We start from the raw sequence: 20595 nt of genomic DNA, 5'->3' as shown, positions 1-20595 counted from the left end.
ACATACACGTCCTTTTCTCGGCTAAATAAAAACATAAGAAATTATATATTTTGATATAGTCATGTTTAAGAATTTAGGCAAGTGTTCGTTTACTTTTCTTATAAGAGTAGATGAACAGTTTTGAAGTAAAAAAGGAGGAAGGCCCATGTTAAATAATAGAAAAACCGATTATATTGGTGGACTCGTCCTTATTGGGCTTTTTCTTGTTTTAGTAGAAGCGTCTTTCTTTGATAAAGGTTTAGTTGTCTCTTTATTATTTTCAGTTTTGTTTATTGTTTTAGGGAACAAATGGAAGAGACGGTTGGGTGGGAGAGCATTTTTATGGATCGGTTGGATTAGCTTTTTCTTTTCTATCATTAACATGATGACTTTAAAGTTTGTCTTATTAGCATTGTCTTTCTATTTTATTCTTGTTTTTTATAAATCAAAAAAAAGTCCTCATTATATCCAGCCTTCTATAAAAGAGAGTACGCAAAATGAAACTGATGAGACGATCATTAGGCGGCAACCGTTGTTTAGCAATCAGTTATTTGAACAAAAAAATACACCGGAACAACCATATGAATGGAATGATATTAATATCCATAGTGGAATTGGTGATACAGTCATTGATCTAAGTAATACAGTCCTTCCGCAAGGTGAATCAGTTATTTCCATCAGGCAGTTTGTTGGTAATATAACGATACTTGTCCCTTATGAGATTGAAGTAAGTGTGTATCATTCTGTAATCGTTGGAGGGACAACAATCTTTTCTACTCAAGAATTGAATACGTTTAATCAGACGTTGTTTTATCAAACTCCACTATACCGAGAGAAAGAACAAAAAATAAAGATCATTACCTCTATGTTTATCGGAAATTTAGAGGTGAAGCGCGTATGAGGATTGTTCTACGACAAATCATGACCTCCATTTTATTTTTGTTAGTGATGTTAATGTTTTGTATGGTTTTATTTTTTACAGCTTTCCCACTAGATGACTGGTCACTATTATGGGAACGTGAACTGTTAGATGTTCCGTTTGTACTATTGTTATTAGTTGTTGGCCTTACTTTAGGGGTATTGTTAGGTGGAATGACAGGTATATATTGGAGAAAACAATTACAAGCAATCACGAATTCTTTGAAGCAATTAGAGCAAAGCAGAAGTATAGAAAACTCGCAAATTATACAATATCCTGATCTCGAAGAAGTTCAAATACATCTGAATCGTTTACAAAAACATTTATCTGAACAGACGAAGCTCTCACAACGATTAACAACAGAAAAGGTAGAAAACGAAGAGAAAAGAATACAAGAGGTAGTCTTACAAGAACGTAATCGTTTAGCAAGGGAGTTACATGACTCAGTGAGTCAACAATTGTTTGCAGCATCAATGATGATGTCTGCCATTAATGAAATGAACATGGCTAATCCTCATCCTCAAGCGAAGCAGCTTAAGGTCGTCGAAGAAATGATTCACCAGTCCCAACTAGAAATGAGGGCGTTATTATTGCATCTACGTCCAGTTGCTTTGAAAGGAAAGTCTATTAAGGAAGGGATTGAAGAGCTATTCATAGAATTGATGGAAAAGGTCTCACTCCAGTTAAATTGGAATGTTGAAGATTTAACGTTAGACAAAGGAATGGAAGATCATCTCTTTCGTATTTTGCAAGAGTCTGTTTCTAATACACTACGACATGCGAAAGCAACAAGCTTAGAAGTATTACTTGTTGAGCGTGAACAGTTAATAATAATGCGTGTAGTTGATGATGGGGTTGGTTTTAAGGTAGAGGAAGCGAAAACGGGTTCATATGGTTTGCAAAACATGTATGAACGAGCTTTAGAAATTGGCGGCACGTTAAAGGTCGTAAGTTCAGAAAATAACGGGACACGCTTAGAAGTGCAGGTTCCTTTAATTCCGACAAAGGATGATGATGATGATTAACGTTTTGTTCGTGGATGATCATGAAATGGTTCGAATTGGTGTTACATCTTATTTATCTGCACAGCCAGATATTGAAGTTGTTGGAGAAGCAGATGATGGTATAGAAGCGGTAGAGCTAGCATTTCACTTACGTCCTGATGTTATCTTGATGGATTTAGTAATGAAAGAGATGGATGGAATTGAGGCAACGAAACGTATTATTGAACAATGGCCAGAAGCGAAGATAATAATTGTAACGAGTTTCCTAGACGATGAGAAGGTGTATCCTGCTTTAGAGGCTGGAGCGACTAGCTATTTATTGAAGACATCAAAAGCGAGTGATATAGCAAATGCTGTGCGTAAGACGTATAATGGTCAATCAGTGCTTGAACCAGAAGTAACTGAGAAAATGATGCAAAAGATGCGTAAAGGTAATCATATCGAACTGCATGAACAACTTACAAAACGTGAGATGGAAGTTCTTCTCCTTATGACAGAAGGTAGATCGAATCAAGAGATTGCTGATTCATTATATATTTCATTAAAAACAGCTAAAGCACATGTTAGTAATATTTTAAGTAAATTAGAAGTTCAAGATCGTACGCAAGCTGTTATATATGCATTTAAGCACTCATTAACACATTAAATGATAATGAGTGTTTTTATTTTTTTACATATAAGATATTCAATTGTTACAGGTGGAAGTACAGGTTAGTTTCTATCTTTTTTATAGAGAAAATTTCTCGTTTCTTTCGAGTTTTGTTATGCTCAATAGGAGAGAAGCACTTAATATGAATGACATAGAAGAGGGTGTTAATTGTAATGGAACGAGTGAAGTTGAGTGAAACGTTAGAAGTATCAAGAATTGTTCATGGACATTGGCGATTGAATGATTGGAATATATCAAATGAAGAAATCTTAACTCTTATCGAACAAACGAGAGAATTAGGAATTACTACAATTGATCATGCTGACATTTATGGAAGTTATACATGTGAAGAACAGTTTGGCCAAGCATTAGCGTTAAAACCTTCATTGCGCTCAGAGCTTGAGCTCATTACAAAGTGTGGCATTAAACTAATTTCTGATAATCGCCCATCTCATAATATTAAGCATTATGATACGAGTAAAGAACATATTATTCATTCTGTAGAAACGTCATTGAAAAGTTTCAGAACAGATTATATTGATTTACTGTTAATACATAGACCAGACTTTTATATGAACCCAGAGGAAGTTGCTGAAACGTTTGCGATGCTTAAACAGCAAGGGAAGGTATTGAATTTTGGTGTATCGAATTTCTCACCGTCTCAATTTTCAATGCTTGATTCATATTTGGATTTCCCATTAGTTACAAATCAAATTGAAATCTCACCATTATTTCTCGATTATTTTATGAATGGTGGAATCGATCAATGTCTTGAACGCCGGTTTTCTCCAATGGCATGGTCACCATTGGCAGGCGGGAATTTGTTCAGTTCAACAGATGAGCGTGCTGTTCGTGTAAGAACGGCGTTAGAGAAAGTTCGTGATGAAGTAGGAGCTCACTCAATTGATGAAGTTGCATATGCATGGCTTCTAAATCATCCTGCAAAAATCATTCCTGTATTTGGAAGTAGTAAGCTTGATAGAATTAATAGTGCTGTGAATGCCATGAGTATTCGTTTATCTAACGAACAATGGTATAAAATCTGGATAAGCTCTACAGGGAAAGATGTTGCTTAATTGTTTCTTTTTCTAACAATTTTCTTAGATGGTTATTTGAAATATACTTAAGTAATAGAATAGATATTTTATGAATAAGGGATGAGCAGTACATGAGTATTTTTTCAGTTGAAAACTTAGTTAAGACGTATGGCGATAAAGTGTTGTTTAATGAAATTTCCTTTTCTATTTCTGAGCGGCAACGGATCGGATTAATAGGTGTTAATGGAACAGGGAAATCTACATTATTAAAAGTGCTATCAGGAATTGAACGAGCTGAACAAGGAGAAATGATGCATGCGAAAGATTTTCGCATCGAGTATTTACCACAAAACCCTGATTTTGAAGAAGATCGAACAGTTTTAGAGCAGATCTATTTTGGGGATTCACCATTGATGCGCGTGATGAGACAATATGAACAAGCACTATTTGAACTAGATATTGATGCACAAAATGAGAAGAAGCAAGAGAAGTTATTGGCATTGCAACAGAAGATGGATGAACAAAATGCGTGGGAAGCAAATACGATTGCAAAGACGGTTTTAACGAAGTTAGGTATTACCGCTTTTGATAAATCTGTTAAACATGTTTCAGGTGGTCAAAAGAAACGAATTGCTATTGCTCGTGCATTAATTCAACCTGCAAACTTATTAATTTTGGATGAACCTACGAACCATCTCGATAATGAAACAATTGAATGGTTAGAAGTATATCTTGAACAATATCAAGGTGCACTTATCGTTGTAACACATGATCGCTATTTTCTTAACCGAGTTACAAACCGTATTTTTGAATTGGATCGTGGAAATTTGTATAGCTATGAAGGTAATTATGAAGTCTTTTTAGAGAAGAAGGCTGAACGTGAAGAACAGGCTCTAACAGATGAACAGAAAAGGCAAAATTTATTGCGCAGAGAATTGGCATGGCTTCGACGTGGTGCGAAAGCTAGGACGACAAAACAGAAAGCACGTATTCAACGTGTTCACGAGATACAAGATCAAGAAGGACTTGATATTAAAGGTCAAGTAGATATTGCGATTGGATCGACACGACTAGGTAAGAAGGTGTTAGAACTAGAACACGTTTCTAAGTCATTTAACAATGAAGTAGTGATTAATGATTTTAGTTATCTTGTCGTTCCACATGAGAGGTTAGGGATCATTGGAGCAAATGGAAGTGGAAAAACGACATTATTGAATATGATGGCAGGAAGGATAATGCCAGATACAGGTACAATTGAAACAGGTTCGACTGTTAAGATTGGATATTACACTCAGGATAATACGGAAATGGATGAAGAGATGCGTGTGCTCGAATATATTAAAGAAGAAGCGGAAGTAATGACAACTGCTGACGGTCAAATTGTGACTGCTGAACAAATGCTTGAGCGCTTCTTATTTCCGCGTAGTATGCAGTGGACATATATTCGAAAACTATCTGGTGGTGAGAGACGACGTCTTTATTTATTGCGTACGTTAATGAGTGAGCCGAATGTCCTCTTCTTAGATGAACCAACAAACGATCTAGATACACAGACACTTACAATTTTAGAGGATTATTTAGAGAAGTTCCCTGGTGTGGTCATTACAATATCTCATGACCGTTACTTCTTAGATCGTGTTGTCAATCGTCTTATTTCTTTTGAAAATAAAGGTGTCATTAAGCGATTTGAGGGTGATTATTCTGAATATATAGAGGCTCATAAGAAAGAACAGGAGCAAACGTCGTATGCTAAGGTGAATACTGTAAAAGAGAGTACTTCAGCTCAGCCACATAAGAAGGAACGTCGCAAAAAATTATCTTATAAAGATCAACAAGAGTGGGATGAGATTGAAGATAAAATCGCTAACCTTGAACAACGTAGCGAAGCTTTGCAAGATGAAATTAATCAAGCAGGGAGTAATCTCGGTCGAGTGAACGACTTATTTGCAGAGCAGCAGCAAGTAGATGAAGAATTAGAAAGAACGATTGAAAGATGGACCGAGTTGTCGCTCTTAATGGAGGAAATTGAAGCCAGTAAATAAGGTAATATTTATCACTGATTTTTAAAAAACAGCGATTGGAGAGTATAATGATTCCTTAAATGGGACATGGATAAGATGATAACATGTTGACGTCAAGATAGTGCTGTATAGCGATTCTTATTCAGGGGAAAATTTTGGTTGCAACCTTTATTTTTTGAAATCAGCATGATATAATCAAGGCAATTATTTTTGTTCGGCGTATGACTGAAAGTAAGACTACCTTCAATTAAGAAGTTGTTGTCTTCTAGAAGCATGTTTGAGCAAGAATAGTATAAATAATCTTGTGGCACACATGCCACACAGGAGGTACACAATGGTAGAAGGTAAAGTAAAATGGTTCAACTCTGAAAAAGGTTTTGGATTTATCGAAGTAGAAGGTCAAGAAGATGTATTCGTTCACTTCTCTGCTATTCAAGGTGATGGTTTCAAAACATTAGAAGAAGGTCAAACTGTTACTTTTGAAATTGAAGAAGGCGCTCGTGGTCCACAAGCTGCTAACGTTCAAAAACAATAATTTATCAAAAGACTCCTAATTAGGAGTCTTTTTTTATTTGTGTGTCATTTGCTTCTTGGTATAAGGCCAGCACAAAGTTACTTAGTTGCTACTATGAATGGTTACAAGTATATTTGGTGTTAAAGTGTTAAATTTTTACTACTCTTTTTACATAATAGAAGCTGTTTGTGGAAATATAAAGTAGGCTTGTATGTTCTCACTTTTACGTTTTTAAATTGCATGTCATAAATTAGACAATTATCATTCCATAATGGCTTTTGTATATGAGTTTATTACGAAAAAAACATTTCTAGCAACGATTTGTATATATGTATATATCAAGATAGTAGTGTAGATAAGGAGTATGACATGGAAAAACTACATACATTTGGATGGTATGCAGCACGTATTGCACCATATCTTCCGAAAAAAGCATTTCAACCTGTTCCTGAACGACTATGGGCAGGTCTTGCACATTTACTTGTAGCGTTAGCTGGAATTCTAGCTATTGGCCTGATTGAGTTAAGTGTTTGGGTTAATCTCGTAATTTCAATTGTATTAGGTTGTACGTTTGCTTCATTAGGATTTCTAGGACACGAGATATTACATGGTACAGTAGTGCGTAAAGCCTGGTTAAGAGATTTACTAGGAGGAATTGCATTTTTTCCTTTAAGTACGGGCGCTAGATTATGGAGGAAATGGCATAATGTTGAACATCATCAACATACTCAGCATGAAGAAAAAGATCCGGATTCTTGGTTATCGATTGAAGAACTGGCAAATAACCGATTTTTAACGTGGATTTATCGCTTACCATTTGGAATAAGGGCGTTTGTGAGTTTTCTTTCTTTAACGTTTACATTTACAATTCATTCATTGAGAATGTTTAAGTTATATCTTAAGGATTTCAGCTCTGAAAAGAAACCGATTGTTTGGTTTCAGTTATTGTTACCATGGGCAACATGGTTAGGTATGTTTGTTTTGTTGGGGCCAGTGAAATGGATGTTTGCCTTTTTGCTGCCATTATTAATAGGAAACTTCATTGTCATGGCATATATTTCGACGAACCATCGCTTAAATCCACTCGTTGATGTTAATGATCCGTTAGCAAATAGCTTAACAGTAACTGTCCCTAAATGGGTAGACGTGTTACATTTTAATTTCTCTTATCATACTGAACATCATCTATTCCCTGGAATGAATCCTAAGTATTATCCTTTAGTAAAAGAAAAGGTTATGGAAATGTGGCCAGATCGTTATCATCAAATGTCATTAAGTATGGCAATGAATGCATTATGGAAAACACCGAGAATTTATTATAAGCAGAATGATTTAATCGATCCTAATGAACAACGTCTTTACGGATCACTTGGAAATGGGTTAGATCCAAATAATATTGAAGCGAAAGATATGGATAAAAAAGAAAAATCATCAATAAGGAGAAGCACTTCTGGATAAATTAAAAGTAGTTAAAGAAAAGGCTGAAGCGATGATGCTTCAGCCTTTTCTTACATTAAGTCATTTTTGATAAGAACAGCCTTAATGGCTGTATAGCTTATACCTTCAGGTAATTTTTCTTTTAATTGCTTGAGTTTCTTCTCTTCGAGTGATTGATATGTATGTAAGATAAGTTTTTCGTCATCACTTGAAAAAAATTTTGTCCATTCTAATTCAAGACCTTCTTTTACAGCTTTGAACAGGTGGCTTTCTATAGTCATTTCAGTTAAGTTACGTTCTTGGGCTATCTCTTGAATGGATTGTTGTTGGAATGCTTCATACGTAATAAGATAACTAGGTTTGTCATGCGCTTCAGTTTCATCATGTTTTACGATGTGATCATTTGGTAAGTTTATCGTTGGTGCAAGTATTGGTTCAATTTGTTCATTTTCATTTATGAATTGTTCGATGGCTTCTAAGAAATCTTCACCATATTGTTCATACTTTTTCTCTGCAACACCTTTAATTTGTAACAGCTTTGCTTTATCTGTAGGGAGTAATCTAGACATTTCTTTTAATGTCGCATCAGAGAAGATTACATATGGCGGTAGTTTACGCTCATCAGCAAGGATTTTACGTAAATTACGTAATGATTCGAAAAGACCTTCATGATAGTCAGTTTGTTCATTTGTTTTCTTTGAAGCAATTTGCATCCATACTTGCTTTTGACCAGTAAGTACATCATAAGCCAACTTTGTTAATTTTAATTTAGGAAACTTTGCATCATGTATAGCAAGAAACCCATCGGCAGCAAGATAATTAATTAAATGGGTAATTTCTTTTTCTTTATATGATGAGAGCAAGCCATATGTTGATAATCTTTGGAAATTCAGTTCAAGGACTTTTGCACTTTTTGACCCTTTTAATACTTTAGCGGTTAAGGTTGCACCGAAACGTTCATCCATTCGCTTCACACATGAAAGGATCATTTGTGCTTCCTTCGTCATATCAACTTGCTCTCCACTATTGAGACAATTACTACACTTACCGCAATCTTCATAGTTTGTTTGGTCTCCAAAGTAATCAAGGATATATGTTTGAAGGCATTGATGAGTATGGCAGTAGTTGACCATACTTTGGAGCTTCTCATACTCTTGTTGCTTCTTCTCTTCATCCATCATTGACTGTTCAATTAGAAATTTTTGTAATTGAATATCCTGTGGGCTGAATAAGAGGTAACAGTCACTAGGTTCACCATCACGTCCTGCACGTCCTGCCTCTTGATAATATGCTTCGATATTCATTGGTAAGGCATAGTGGATGACATATCGAACGTTTGACTTGTCAATTCCCATTCCGAAAGCATTTGTTGCAACCATGATTAATGATTCATCTTGGATAAAAGCAGTTTGTGCTTCTTGTCGTTCTGTTTCTGTTAGACCAGCATGATAACGAGCTACTTTGTAGCCAGCCTTTTGTAAAACTTCATATAATGCATCAGTTGTTTTTCGAGTAGGCGTATAAATAATTCCTGCTTCTTTATATCTCTCCTTAATATAATCAAGAATAAAGTCGTCTTTTCTACTACCTTTTACAATATTAAAAGCTAAATTATCGCGGGCAAAACCTGTACTTACAATATGAGTAGGCTGTATGTCCAATAGCTGTTGGATGTCCTGAACAACTTTATCAGTCGCGGTTGCAGTAAGAGCAATTAAAGGTGGGAGTTGTCCTAATTGTTGCAAGTTGGGAATTATTTGACGATAGCTTGGCCTGAAATCATGTCCCCATTGTGATATACAGTGTGCTTCATCGAAGGCGATTAGTGATAATGTTATCGTTCGGAGTGAACTGATGAATTCAGTTGACTCAAAACGCTCAGGCGCAACATAGACAAGTTGATAATCACCATTTCGAAGTCGCTGTAGTCGTTCCCTTTGTTCTGTATGATTAATTGAACTATTGATATAAGTGGCTGATATTCCAAGTGATGTAAGTGAATCAACTTGATCTTTCATTAATGAAATGAGTGGCGAAATAATGATAGCTGTTCCGTTTAGGAGTAGAGCTGGAACTTGATAACAAATCGACTTACCACCACCAGTAGGCATAATCCCAAGTGAATTATTGCCTGCTAACAACAATTCGATAATCTGAGATTGACCATGCCGAAATGATGAATAACCGAAGTATTGGTTTAAGATTTTCTTTGCATCTTTAAGCATTTGTCTCATCCTTTTACTTTACTAAATATATCGTATCATTTTTAATAAGCTCGAAGAAGTAGGCATTTTTGAAAGTGAACTTCTTTATAACATATAACTTGAACATTAAGTTAAATAAATCGCTTTTAGAACTCATAAAAGAAGTTCGTATTGGCTATCGTATCAATAGGAATAAGAATGTTCTTATTAACAAATGTAGGAGTAAAGATGTGAATATAAAAATTGTGAAACTTTTACATTAAAACATAATAAAACGATTATACCAACATATCTGAGTATTTTTGTAATGTCATAGCTCTCATTGAAACGGTGTTAAATTACCGTTTATGGTGTATTAGCTCTAAGGAATGGTGAAGCTATTATCAATAGAAGTTTTTTGTATGGAAACGGTTAAGGAGGTTGGATAGTGGAAGCTTCGTTACTGCTGGAATATGGATGGGTCTTACTCGTACTTGTTGTATTAGAAGGACTGCTTGCGGCAGATAATGCACTAGTCTTAGCAATTATGGTAAAACACCTTCCAGATGAACAACGAAAAAAGGCATTATTTTATGGTCTATTTGGTGCATTGATCTTTCGTTTTGCTTCACTATTTTTGATTTCGTTTTTAGTAGATGTGTGGCAAGTACAAGCAATTGGTGCAGCGTATTTGTTGTATATGTCGTTTAAGCATATCTATGATAAAGTTCGTAACAAAAATAGGGAAGGTAAAAAGAAGAAAGAAGCAGGTGAGAAAGGTAGTGGTCTATGGGCAACCGTTGTCAAAGTAGAGCTTGCTGATATCGCGTTTGCTGTAGATTCGATCTTAGCTGCAGTAGCGTTAGCTGTTTCACTTCCTGATTCTAACCTTCCGAATATTGGAGGTTTGGATGGAGGGAAGTTTCTCGTCATTTTAACAGGTGGATTTATCGGTTTAGTTATAATGAGGTTTGCAGCGTCATTCTTTGTTAAGTTGCTAAAGGAACGACCGGGGTTAGAAATTGCTGCATTTGTAATTGTAGGTTGGGTTGGTATTAAGCTCGTTGTCCATACTTTAGCTCACCCAGAATTAGGATGGTTATCTCCACATTTTCCTGAGAGTACGGGTTGGAAGGCAACATTTTATATTGTACTCGTATTAATTGCAGTAGGTGGTTGGTTTCTGTCAGGTAAGAATCATTCAAAGGCAGAGGATATTCATGATTGAAAATGTATCTATATAAATTGAAACTATGCCTCAGTATGGAATCAATCCTGAGGTATAGTTGGTAATTAATCCTACGTTTGCTGTAGTAACATTACAGTTTGCTAAGTATGGGAACTGTGAATTGGTATGAGGTAACATTTACTTGATTTTGTTATTTTTATAGCTGTTACATTTCTTTTGTTGGTGATAGAATAGATGGAACTATAAATACTAATAAAAGGAAGACTACTATGTATCAGACAGAGACAATGCGCGAAAAGGTCATGTTGTTTATTAAAATTCTTTGGCCAGTATTAGTAACCCAGATTAGTTTATATGCAATGAATTTATTTGATACGATTATGTCTGGAAAAGCAGGTACTGACGATTTAGCAGGTGTTGCAATTGGTTCGAGCCTTTGGTTGCCAGTGTTTACTGGATTAAATGGTATTTTAATAGCAGTCACACCAATAGTCGCTCAATATGTTGGGGCAGGACAGAAGGACCGTATTAGAGATGTTGTCATGCAGGCGGTATATTTATCAATTGTGTTAGCTAGTTTCGTATTAATTTTAGGATTGTTCGTACTTGAACCGATATTGAATAACATGGAACTTACTGAAGAAGTAAGATATGTCTCAAAGCATTATTTAATTGGACTATCTTTTGGAATTATACCACTTTTCATTGGAAGTGTATTTCGGAATTTTTATGATGCACTTGGTTATACACGAATTACGATGACGATTGTCATTTCAGCAATTCCCGTTAATATACTGTTTAATTATGCCTTAATTTTTGGTAAGTTTGGCTTGCCGGAGCTAGGGGGGATAGGGGCAGGTTATGCTACAGCAATTACGTACTGGTGCATTTTGGGTGTGAATTTAATTGTTATTTTTCGATTTTCGAAAGTTGCAGCCTACCGTCTATTTCGAGAAAAGGTCACACCTTCACTAAAAGCATGGGTTGAGCAATTGAAGGTTGGCGTTCCCATTGGTTTATCGATTTTTTTTGAAGTAAGTATTTTTGCAGCTGTAACCTTATTAATGAGTCAATTTAGTACAAATACGATTGCAGCACACCAAGCAGCATTGAATTTTGCATCGTTGATTTTTATGTTTCCATTAAGTATTTCAATGGCGTTAACTGTTGCAGTTGGATATGAAGTAGGCGGAAAACGTATCTCACATGCTATTCAATATAGTCAGATTGGTATAATTATGGCAGTTGGAATTTTACTTGTTTGCTCAGGAGGGCTCTATGTGTTCAGAGAACAGATAGCAAAGCTTTACCTTGAAGATAGACAGGCGATTGAGCTTGCTAAGCAATTTCTAATATATGCAATTTTTTATCAGCTTTCTGATGCAGCACAAGCTTCAATTCAAGGGGTGTTGCGGGGGTTTAAAGATGTTACTGTTCCATTCTTTATGGCTTTAATTTCATATTGGGCACTCGGTTTGCCTACAGGTTATTTTCTTGCCAATTATACGGCACTAGAGCCATTTGGCTACTGGGTTGGAATTACAGTTGGATTAACCGCGGCAGCTGTCTGTTTTACAGCACGTTTATTTTATCTTCGTAAAAAGAATGGACTTGTTTCAGTTGCAAACTAGTTTTCTTTAAGAGAGGAGCAAATCCGATGGGGAAAAAGATAAAGACAAATGCGATGCGGATTTTAGATGCAGAACAATTAACGTATGAAATGATTTCGTACAATAAAGATGATGGCAAGATTGATGGCGTATCTGTCGCATATAAGATTGGAAGACCAACTGAAGTTGTGTTTAAGACACTCGTAGCACAAGGTACAAGTAAAAATACGTATGTATTTGTGATTCCAGTTGAAGCAGAATTAGACTTGAAACGAGCAGCAAAGGCAACGAATGAAAAGAAGATCGAAATGATTGCAGTTAAGGACATTCAAAAGTTAACAGGTTACATTCGAGGCGGATGCTCTCCAATTGGAATGAAGAAGCTCTATGATACATTTGTTGATAACAGTGCAAAACATATTAAACAAATTGTCGTGAGCGGTGGCAAAGTTGGAGTACAAATTGAGTTAAAGGTTGAAGATTTATTGAAGCTAACGAACGGTAAACTAGCGGAATTAACGAAGTAAGTAATGAGGACAGTACCATATAGGTGCTGTCCTTTTGAATATGTTATAGTTTTGCGTACGTTGGTTCAGCAATTTTTACGAGCTGTTTTCCGAGATTGCTGCCTTTAAATAGGCCTAAAAATGCATCAGGAATGTTCTCAAAGCCTTCAGTGATTGTTTCTTCATACGTTAATTTTCCTTCATTTAACCACTGAGCGATTTGTTTGATACCTTCGCTCCAACGTTCTGCATAATCATTTACAACAAAACCTTTCATTAGCACACTTGATTTAATTAATGTTCTTTGAATACGAGGACCAATATCTTCGTTTGATGGTAAATTGTATGTTGAAATTGCGCCACATACACAAATGCGGGCAAATTTGTTCAGCATTGTGAAGACAGCATCAGATATTTCACCACCAACATTTTCAAAGTACACATCTACACCATTCGGACAAGCTTCTTGTAAAGCTTCCTTCATATTAGGAGTTGTTTTATAGTTAATTGCTTTATCGAAGTTAAGTTCATTCATGAGATAATCTGTTTTATCATCAGAACCTGCGATACCTACAACATAGGCACCTTTAATTTTAGCTATTTGACCAACAATTGAACCAACAGCACCTGCTGCTCCAGAGATAACAACCGTTTCACCCTCTTTTGGTTGTCCAATATCAAGTAGACCGAAATAAGCTGTCAAGCCAGGCATTCCGAGAATACCTAATGATGTAGTTACAGGAGCTAGCTCAGGGTTAATCTTGTTAAGTGCATGTCCGTTAACGACATTGTACTCACTCCAGCCAAGCATCCCAGCGACAATATCCCCTTGTTTGAAGTTGTCAGAATTAGATTCGATAACCTCTCCCACTGCTCCACCACTAATTTTTTCATTTAATTGAAAAGGTTCAATATAAGATTTAGCATCACTCATTCTACCTCGCATATATGGATCAACTGATAGATATAATGTCTTAACGAGAACTTCATTTTCTTTTAGTTCTGATATACTTTTTTCCACAATACGGAAATCTTCTAACGTTGGCATATCAACTGGTCTGTTAGTAAGGTGTAGCTCTTTATTCAAATTATTCATCATATCCTCCTAATGTTATGTAATTATTTAATTTTACTGTAACATTTCAAAGACCATATATACAAAATGATTGCTCATTTATTTTGATATATATTCCAATAATACCATTTTAATATACAATGATAAGAGATAATTGTTTACATTGAGTTTGAGTGGAGGAAGTTTAATTCTCAGGTTGAAGATGTGAAAGTAACAAAGAGGGAGTGGTTACAAGTTGAAAAAGCTTTTTTTATTGTTTGTTTTATTTAGTCTTATAGCGTGTTCCAGTCAAGTAGATAATCGTTCAAATTCTGAGATAACAATCAAACCATATGAATTATCTGAACAGGAGCAAGAGCTTGTTAATAATACAACTATGGAGCCAATAGAGTATTTTGTTTTAGATGGCGATTTGCAGGAAGATGAAGACCTTTTATTAGAATTAGTGGTAGTAGAGAAAGGCATAGAAAAAGGACTTATGAGTTCATCTAAATTCATTGATAAGAGCTTCGATCATGAATTATTTTCGTTTTCCTTTCGACAAATAGATGAGCTTAATAGGATAGAGTTTCAGCTAGGGATAATAAACGGACTAGGTACTTCCGCTACCGCTATTGAGGAAAATTTTTCCATGTTTTCATGGGGGAAAGTTATACAAGAGAAGACACAACTTACGAAAGATCAACCAGTCAATGTTGCATATATGTCTGCGACTAATAAAGGTGAAATATCAAGGTCTGTTGTAGATGCACTTATTAGTTCACCAGAAGACCTAAAAAATTATGAATTTGTGGCAGCATACCGTATTACCCTTGTAGATAAGAAATAACCTAATTATTACAAAAGTACTTGCAATAATAATCAGAAAACTTTATAGTTAGAGTAATTCTATTGATTAAAGGAGGTGTGGAGAGATGAGTCGTTCTGTTATGTTACGCAAAGATGAAATAAGTTTCTTATATCTTTGTCGTGCAATTTTTCATGGTGCAGTGAAACACGGGATAAGTATGTCCTTTTTTAGTAACTGCATATGCAAAACAGAACGGTAAGAAATCTCTATACCCACACCTATAATATAAGGTTAGTATGTCAATCCATGCTAATCTGTTAATGTTTGTGGTAAAAAGGAGAGCGCTCTTGCTCTCCTTTTTTACATGTCTAAATCTAGAGTTTGCTTGTTTTGTACACATGATAAGTATTTGTAATTGCGCCTAGTTACATAGGCGGAACTATGAAATGCTTCATTAGTTGTATGAAATAACAGGTCTAGCTGAAGCCATGGGTAAGATTCCTTCTTACTCATGGCTTTTTTATTTTATTAATTAATGAAGAAGGGTGATTTAAATGATAGTTTGTAGTGTTCAGAAGGTAAGTAAAATGTATGGCGGTAATGAGGTATTTCGTAATCTAAGTTTTCAAATTGATGAGAATGAACGTCTTGGATTAGTCGGGAGAAATGGGAGTGGTAAAACGACCCTATTCAAATTGTTATCTGGAATAGAGTTACCTGACTCTGGGCAAGTTCATTGGAAGAAAGGTTTGAAAATCGGTTACTTAGCGCAAATTCCAACATATGAAGATGATATGACCGTTCTATCTGTATTAAGAACTGCATTTTCATCGTTAATCGAGATGGATGAGAAAATGAAAATGCTTGAACTTGAAATGTCTGAAACGAACGACGAGGTTCAATTAGAACAACTTGTGTTACGTTACGGTGATATACAAGAGAAATATGGATTACAAGGTGGATATGAGATAGAGGCAAGTGTAGAAAGAATAGCAAACGGTTTACGTATTTCAAATCTATTGCAGCAGAAATTTTCTGAACTAAGTGGCGGTGAGAAGACGAAAGTCGGGCTAGGACTGATACTATTGCAGGAACCTGAACTTCTATTGCTGGATGAACCAACAAATCATTTAGATTTATTTGCAGTCGAGTGGTTGAGCGGTTTCTTAAGAGAGTATAAGGGAACGGTTGTTGTTATTTCACATGATAGGTATTTCCTTGATGAAGTGCTAACAAAGGTAATTGACCTTGAAGATGGGGAAATCACAATTTATAAAGGCAATTATACAAAGTTTGTAAAAGAAAAAGAAGAAAGGTTGTTACGTGAATTCCAAGCATATCAAGAACAGCAAAAGAAAATTAAAAAAATGAAAGAAGCCATTAAACGATTGCGTGAATGGGCAAATCAAGCAAATCCACCAAACGAAGGACTTCATAAACGAGCACGAAATATGGAACGTGCACTTGAGAGAATGGAAAAATTGAATCGACCTGTTTTGAATCGAAAGAAAATGAATGTCGAGTTTGAAGCAGGACTGCGCAGTGGGAATGAAGTTATTGAAATAAAAGGAGTAACAAAGGCATTTTCAAGTTCAATAATTTTTGAAGGTGTAGATATGCATGTTCAGTTTCAAGATCGTGTTGCAATCGTTGGTGAGAATGGCACGGGGAAGTCTACTTTACTAAAGATGATTATGAATCAAGAACATCCAGATAGTGGTAGCGTTCAAATCGGTAGTAGTGTGAAAGTTGGCTATTTATCACAACAAATCATAAACAAGGATTCAAATGAAACGGTCCTTGATGCATTCAGAAATACGATCACTGTAACAGAAGGTGAGGCACGAAACATATTGGCTCGTTTTCTATTTCTCGGTCATGCAGTGTTTCGGAAGGTTAATCAACTGAGTGGTGGAGAGCATGTTCGTCTTCGTTTGGCACAACTTATGTATCAAAATATTAACCTGCTTATACTAGATGAACCGACAAATCATTTGGATATCGAATCAAGAGAAGTGTTAGAAGAAGCACTTGAAGAATACAATGGAACAATTCTTGCAGTTTCACACGATCGTTATTTTTTAAATAGGTTATTTACTAAGACATATTGGATTGAGGATGGTAAAATGCATGGATTTTCAGGAGGTTATCAGTGGGCACTCCAGAAGATGGGAGAGAAAAGAAGTCGCATAATTGAGTCAAACGATATTCCTGAAAAAAAAGTGATAAATCATGTTGTACGTGAAGAAAATAATGAACAACAAATTAGCTATTACGAGAAACAAATTGAAGAAATTGAGCTAGAAATTGTTAGGATTACAAAACTAATGGAAGAAGAGGATAATCTTAATGATTTGCAGGATTTATATCAGGAGAAGGATAGCTTAGAGCGGAAATGTGAGAAATACTATGAACAATTAGAGGAATATTTATAAAATCTATTTTTTTCTAGTCTAGTGTCTCATAAATATAGTTGCTATTACATCATTCTTTTGATACCCTTAGTTCAGTTTAAGTTAAACGTCAGACATCCTACAACTAAAAAGGAGGAAGAATGATGAAGACAGCATATATAAACGGTTCATTTTTTACGATGAATGATAAATTTGATGTACATGATAATGGGATGATGGTTACAGATAATACGGATATCATCTATATCGGTGAAAAAAATGATGATATGTTACAACGTGTAGATAAAGTAGTTGATCTAGATGGGAAGTGGGTCCTTCCAGGTCTTGTGAATGCCCATTCTCATATCCATATGACAATCATGCGTGGTATTGGTGATGATATGCTCTTACAACCTTGGTTAGAAGAAAAAATATGGCCGATTGAGCAGAAGTTTACAAAGGAAATTGGTAAAGTGAGTACGTTACTTGGTGCATTGGAAATGTTAAAGGGCGGAACAACATCATTTTCTGATATGTATAATCCTGTATGTATTGATATAGACGAAATTATGAATGAGCTTGATAAGGTCGGTATACGTGGTGCACTTTCACATACTATTTTCAGTAGCGGTACGGACGAGGATCGACGAATAAATTTACAGGAAGCCGAGCGTGTAGCTAGAAAGTATAACTCATATGCAGATGGTCGTTTGACAACAATGGTTGCTCCACATAGTCCATATGCGTGTACACCTGAAGCATTAGAAGAAAGTGCTCGTATTGCGAAAGAAAATGATATTATGGTGCATATTCATCTGTCAGAAACAAATTATGAAATTAAAGATATTGAGCAACGTTACGGAGCTAGACCTGTTGAACATGTCCGTCGTACAGGTATTTTCGATCAACCAACGATAATTGCTCATGGAGTCGTGTTAAATGATGAAGAACGCGCGATGTTACGAGAACATGGTGTAAGTGTTGCTCACAATCCGAATAGTAACCTTAAGCTTGGATCTGGAATAGCAGACATTGTAAAAATGTTAGAAGCAAATGTTCAGGTCGGGATAGCAACAGATGGTGTTGCATCAAATAATAATTATGACATGTTTGAAGAAATGCGCATCGCAGCACTTCTGCAAAAAGGAGTTTATTATGATGCAACAAAACTACCAGCAGAGACAGTATTACAGCTAGGTACACGTATTGGAGCAAAGGCAATTGGCATGCCACATACAGGTTCATTAGAACAAGGCAAGAAGGCTGACTTCATTACGATTGATGCAAAAAATAAACCACATCTTCAACCAGTTGATGCTGCATCTTCTCACTTGTTGTATGCAGCCAGTGGTCACGATGTATCTGATGTATTTATTGATGGTAAAGAGATCGTTCGTGCAGGTGAATGTTTGACAATAGATGAAGAAAGAATTATTGCTGAAGCAAATCGATTGAAAGCATATTTGGTTTAAATTAATATTCATTAAATGATATGGAGACGTAAAAAAGAGCATGGACCTCGTGATAGAGGTACCATGCTTTTTTATAATGAAGAAACAGATATGAAATGTATGTTAATCATATTTCACATTATACAAATCTTCATAAGCACGTGCTGCATCTTGTTCTGTTGCGAAAAGGGCATCGTCATCTTCAATCGTATGAAACGTTTCATGTAAGAAAAGTGCAACTCCATTTGGCTCATGAGGGTGCTGTACGATTTCAGCTTTTTTTATATTAGCAACGGACGCTGTATGAGGATTATGATAGATAACAAAAACTTCATCTCCTGATTTTACGCCTTTCGGGTCGAGTGTATTCATACTTCCACCTCCTGTTCATTATATGAATTAAAATTCCCTGAAAGTAGGTGAAGTATGATAGTTAATGATTTTAACTGCTTTTTCTCATTGTAAGTAGAATTTGTTGATAAGTATTTGCTTCATCTTTCATACCTAATGAGCTATATAGATTTGTTAGAGCATGAACAGGTTTCTCATCTTCAGGACGCAATTCCATTTCCCACTTATAACATTCGATCGCTTTATTAACTTGGTCGAACTCGCAATATAGTTCACCAAGTTGAGCTTGTTGTTCAGGGTCATCACATATAGCTATCATTTTTTCAATTTTACGAATGACAGGGAGTGAATGACTTAATTCTTTGATTGGTTTGAGCCAATTGAAAAGGTAACTTGGTTCATGATGTAGTAATAACTGTTTTGCACATTGATGGACGAGCTTATTTAATGTTTTTGGGTCATCTGCAAATAAGGTAAAGAGGATATGATTCAATCGTTCGATATTTATTTGATTGAAGTCGATGAGGTTTTGATCAAATAGTTGCTTAATTTTTACTTTATTAACGTCTAAGTGCTTGAAGTTATGCTTACTTAGTAAATTAATAGCGTCTACATAACGCTTATCGTGTAAATATTCGTTGAGTAAATCAAGCTGTAACGGCATGAAATCAGGGATATGTTTGTACATTGAGTCTAAGATAGTCACTCTTTCATGTGAGTTATATAGCTTGTGTAATTGTTCATTCAGGAATTGGTATGTTTCATCTGATGGATGTTGAATTACATTATCAATTTGAAGGGCAGCGATTTCTAAGAAACGCTCTTCAGTTGTATAGAGAGAAATGAGACTTTGATAGTATGTTGTTATATTCCGATTCTCAAAGTACTTAATTTCTGCATAAAGAGGATCTGTATTCAAGAGGGTGTTATTGTTACTGTATTGTTTTCGATGTGTTTGAAATTGTAAATTCGAAGCTATATCGTTTGCCCAGTTATTTTTAGGGTTGAAATGTAAAAATATATTAATAATGCGATAAGCATTTTTGAGTTGTCCGTTTCTACGATGGTCATAAAATAGTGTTTGGGTTAATTTTTGTAGCTTTTCTTTTTTTATAAAATTATCGAAATACATGAAGAACAAGGCAATTTCCTGAAAAGTATATTGTTTTTTGCTTTTTTGTAATAGTTGGTTAAAAGGAGAGAATGTGAATGTTGAATATGGTTGTAATAATTGTTCTATGATTGGGTGTGGAGCTGAAAATGTAATCCCTTCTTTTTGCGCTTTGGCAATATAAGAACGTCGTTTTATTTTGTCTGCTTTCTTTCCAGTGAGGAATGAGTTTTTAAAGAAGAATAAGTAATATGTTTCTTGTTGTTCACTGATTGCTTCAATAATCTTCGCATGCCCATACATTGTCAGTCTTGTTATCTGCACTTCTTTTTGGCTTTTCTGCTCGGAAATTCGGATCGTATTCTTCATGTATTTC

At 35.4% G+C, this 20595-nt stretch carries 18 protein-coding genes; 14 read left to right on the top strand and 4 right to left on the bottom strand.

Features of this window, described 5'->3' with window-relative positions:
* Positions 1 to 145 precede the first annotated feature (145 nt).
* From liaF to desB, 7 genes are all read left to right on the top strand, one after another.
* Entirely contained in the window at positions 146 to 880 is a 735-nt protein-coding gene (gene liaF, locus BFG57_RS06000; protein ID WP_069716582.1) for a cell wall-active antibiotics response protein LiaF, read from the top strand.
* The gene (locus tag BFG57_RS05995; protein WP_069716581.1) at positions 877 to 1923 is read left to right on the top strand and encodes a sensor histidine kinase; all 1047 of its coding nucleotides are present in this window, start codon (positions 877 to 879) and stop codon (positions 1921 to 1923) included. Before liaF ends, BFG57_RS05995 begins: the two co-directional genes overlap by 4 nt.
* Positions 1916 to 2548 (top strand): response regulator transcription factor, encoded by a 633-nt coding sequence (locus BFG57_RS05990; protein WP_069716580.1) that lies wholly within the window; start codon positions 1916 to 1918, stop codon positions 2546 to 2548. Before BFG57_RS05995 ends, BFG57_RS05990 begins: the two co-directional genes overlap by 8 nt.
* Before the next feature lie 176 nt (positions 2549 to 2724).
* Positions 2725 to 3627 carry an aldo/keto reductase gene (locus BFG57_RS05985; RefSeq protein WP_069716579.1) on the top strand — a complete coding sequence of 301 codons (903 nt, stop codon included), beginning with the start codon at positions 2725 to 2727 and terminating at the stop codon, positions 3625 to 3627.
* A 92-nt stretch (positions 3628 to 3719) separates the two neighbouring features.
* Positions 3720 to 5630, top strand: a complete 1911-nt coding sequence (locus BFG57_RS05980; RefSeq protein WP_069716578.1) for an ABC-F family ATP-binding cassette domain-containing protein — start codon at positions 3720 to 3722, stop codon at positions 5628 to 5630.
* Positions 5631 to 5943: 313 nt separating this feature from the next.
* Entirely contained in the window at positions 5944 to 6144 is a 201-nt protein-coding gene (locus tag BFG57_RS05975; RefSeq protein WP_069716577.1) for a cold-shock protein, read from the top strand.
* A 348-nt stretch (positions 6145 to 6492) separates the two neighbouring features.
* The gene (gene desB, locus BFG57_RS05970; protein ID WP_069716576.1) at positions 6493 to 7581 is read left to right on the top strand and encodes a Delta(10) desaturase DesB; all 1089 of its coding nucleotides are present in this window, start codon (positions 6493 to 6495) and stop codon (positions 7579 to 7581) included.
* Between the two features lie 50 nt (positions 7582 to 7631).
* On the opposite strand, the gene recQ is transcribed toward desB, so the two are convergent.
* Positions 7632 to 9785 carry a DNA helicase RecQ gene (gene recQ, locus BFG57_RS05965; RefSeq protein WP_069716575.1) on the bottom strand — a complete coding sequence of 718 codons (2154 nt, stop codon included), beginning with the start codon at positions 9783 to 9785 and terminating at the stop codon, positions 7632 to 7634.
* Between the two features lie 406 nt (positions 9786 to 10191).
* Here recQ and BFG57_RS05960 point away from each other — a divergent pair, with 406 nt between their 5' ends.
* The 3 genes from BFG57_RS05960 to ybaK all read left to right on the top strand — a co-directional run bounded on the left by BFG57_RS05960 (position 10192) and on the right by ybaK (position 13069).
* Complete coding sequence (locus BFG57_RS05960; RefSeq protein WP_069716574.1) at positions 10192 to 10971, top strand: TerC family protein; 780 nt, start codon at positions 10192 to 10194, stop codon at positions 10969 to 10971.
* A gap of 230 nt (positions 10972 to 11201) precedes the next feature.
* Positions 11202 to 12563 carry an MATE family efflux transporter gene (locus BFG57_RS05955; RefSeq protein WP_069716573.1) on the top strand — a complete coding sequence of 454 codons (1362 nt, stop codon included), beginning with the start codon at positions 11202 to 11204 and terminating at the stop codon, positions 12561 to 12563.
* 26 nt (positions 12564 to 12589) lie between these two features.
* Positions 12590 to 13069 carry a Cys-tRNA(Pro) deacylase gene (ybaK, locus tag BFG57_RS05950; protein ID WP_069716572.1) on the top strand — a complete coding sequence of 160 codons (480 nt, stop codon included), beginning with the start codon at positions 12590 to 12592 and terminating at the stop codon, positions 13067 to 13069.
* A 43-nt stretch (positions 13070 to 13112) separates the two neighbouring features.
* On the opposite strand, the gene BFG57_RS05945 is transcribed toward ybaK, so the two are convergent.
* Positions 13113 to 14144 carry an NADP-dependent oxidoreductase gene (locus tag BFG57_RS05945; protein WP_069716571.1) on the bottom strand — a complete coding sequence of 344 codons (1032 nt, stop codon included), beginning with the start codon at positions 14142 to 14144 and terminating at the stop codon, positions 13113 to 13115.
* 214 nt (positions 14145 to 14358) lie between these two features.
* Here BFG57_RS05945 and BFG57_RS05940 point away from each other — a divergent pair, with 214 nt between their 5' ends.
* From BFG57_RS05940 to BFG57_RS05930, 4 genes are all read left to right on the top strand, one after another.
* Complete coding sequence (locus BFG57_RS05940) at positions 14359 to 14952, top strand: hypothetical protein (protein ID WP_069716570.1); 594 nt, start codon at positions 14359 to 14361, stop codon at positions 14950 to 14952.
* Between the two features lie 85 nt (positions 14953 to 15037).
* Positions 15038 to 15172 (top strand): RAxF-45 family protein, encoded by a 135-nt coding sequence (locus BFG57_RS19390; protein ID WP_281186627.1) that lies wholly within the window; start codon positions 15038 to 15040, stop codon positions 15170 to 15172.
* A gap of 295 nt (positions 15173 to 15467) precedes the next feature.
* Entirely contained in the window at positions 15468 to 17348 is a 1881-nt protein-coding gene (gene abc-f, locus BFG57_RS05935; protein WP_069716569.1) for a ribosomal protection-like ABC-F family protein, read from the top strand.
* A gap of 122 nt (positions 17349 to 17470) precedes the next feature.
* The gene (locus BFG57_RS05930) at positions 17471 to 18778 is read left to right on the top strand and encodes an amidohydrolase family protein (protein ID WP_069716568.1); all 1308 of its coding nucleotides are present in this window, start codon (positions 17471 to 17473) and stop codon (positions 18776 to 18778) included.
* 102 nt (positions 18779 to 18880) lie between these two features.
* On the opposite strand, the gene BFG57_RS05925 is transcribed toward BFG57_RS05930, so the two are convergent.
* On the bottom strand, positions 18881 to 19129 hold the full coding sequence (locus BFG57_RS05925; protein ID WP_069716567.1) for a transcriptional regulator SplA domain-containing protein: 249 nt from the start codon (positions 19127 to 19129) through the stop codon (positions 18881 to 18883).
* A gap of 70 nt (positions 19130 to 19199) precedes the next feature.
* Positions 19200 to 20595 (bottom strand): DEAD/DEAH box helicase family protein (locus BFG57_RS05920; protein ID WP_069716566.1); only part of this gene is annotated, 1396 nt, incomplete at its 5' end.

Origin of the sequence: Bacillus solimangrovi, assembly GCF_001742425.1 — a bacterium.
Lineage (GTDB): Bacteria > Bacillota > Bacilli > Bacillales > Bacillaceae_N > Bacillus_AV > Bacillus_AV solimangrovi.
This window is presented reverse-complemented; position numbering and strand designations above follow the sequence as displayed.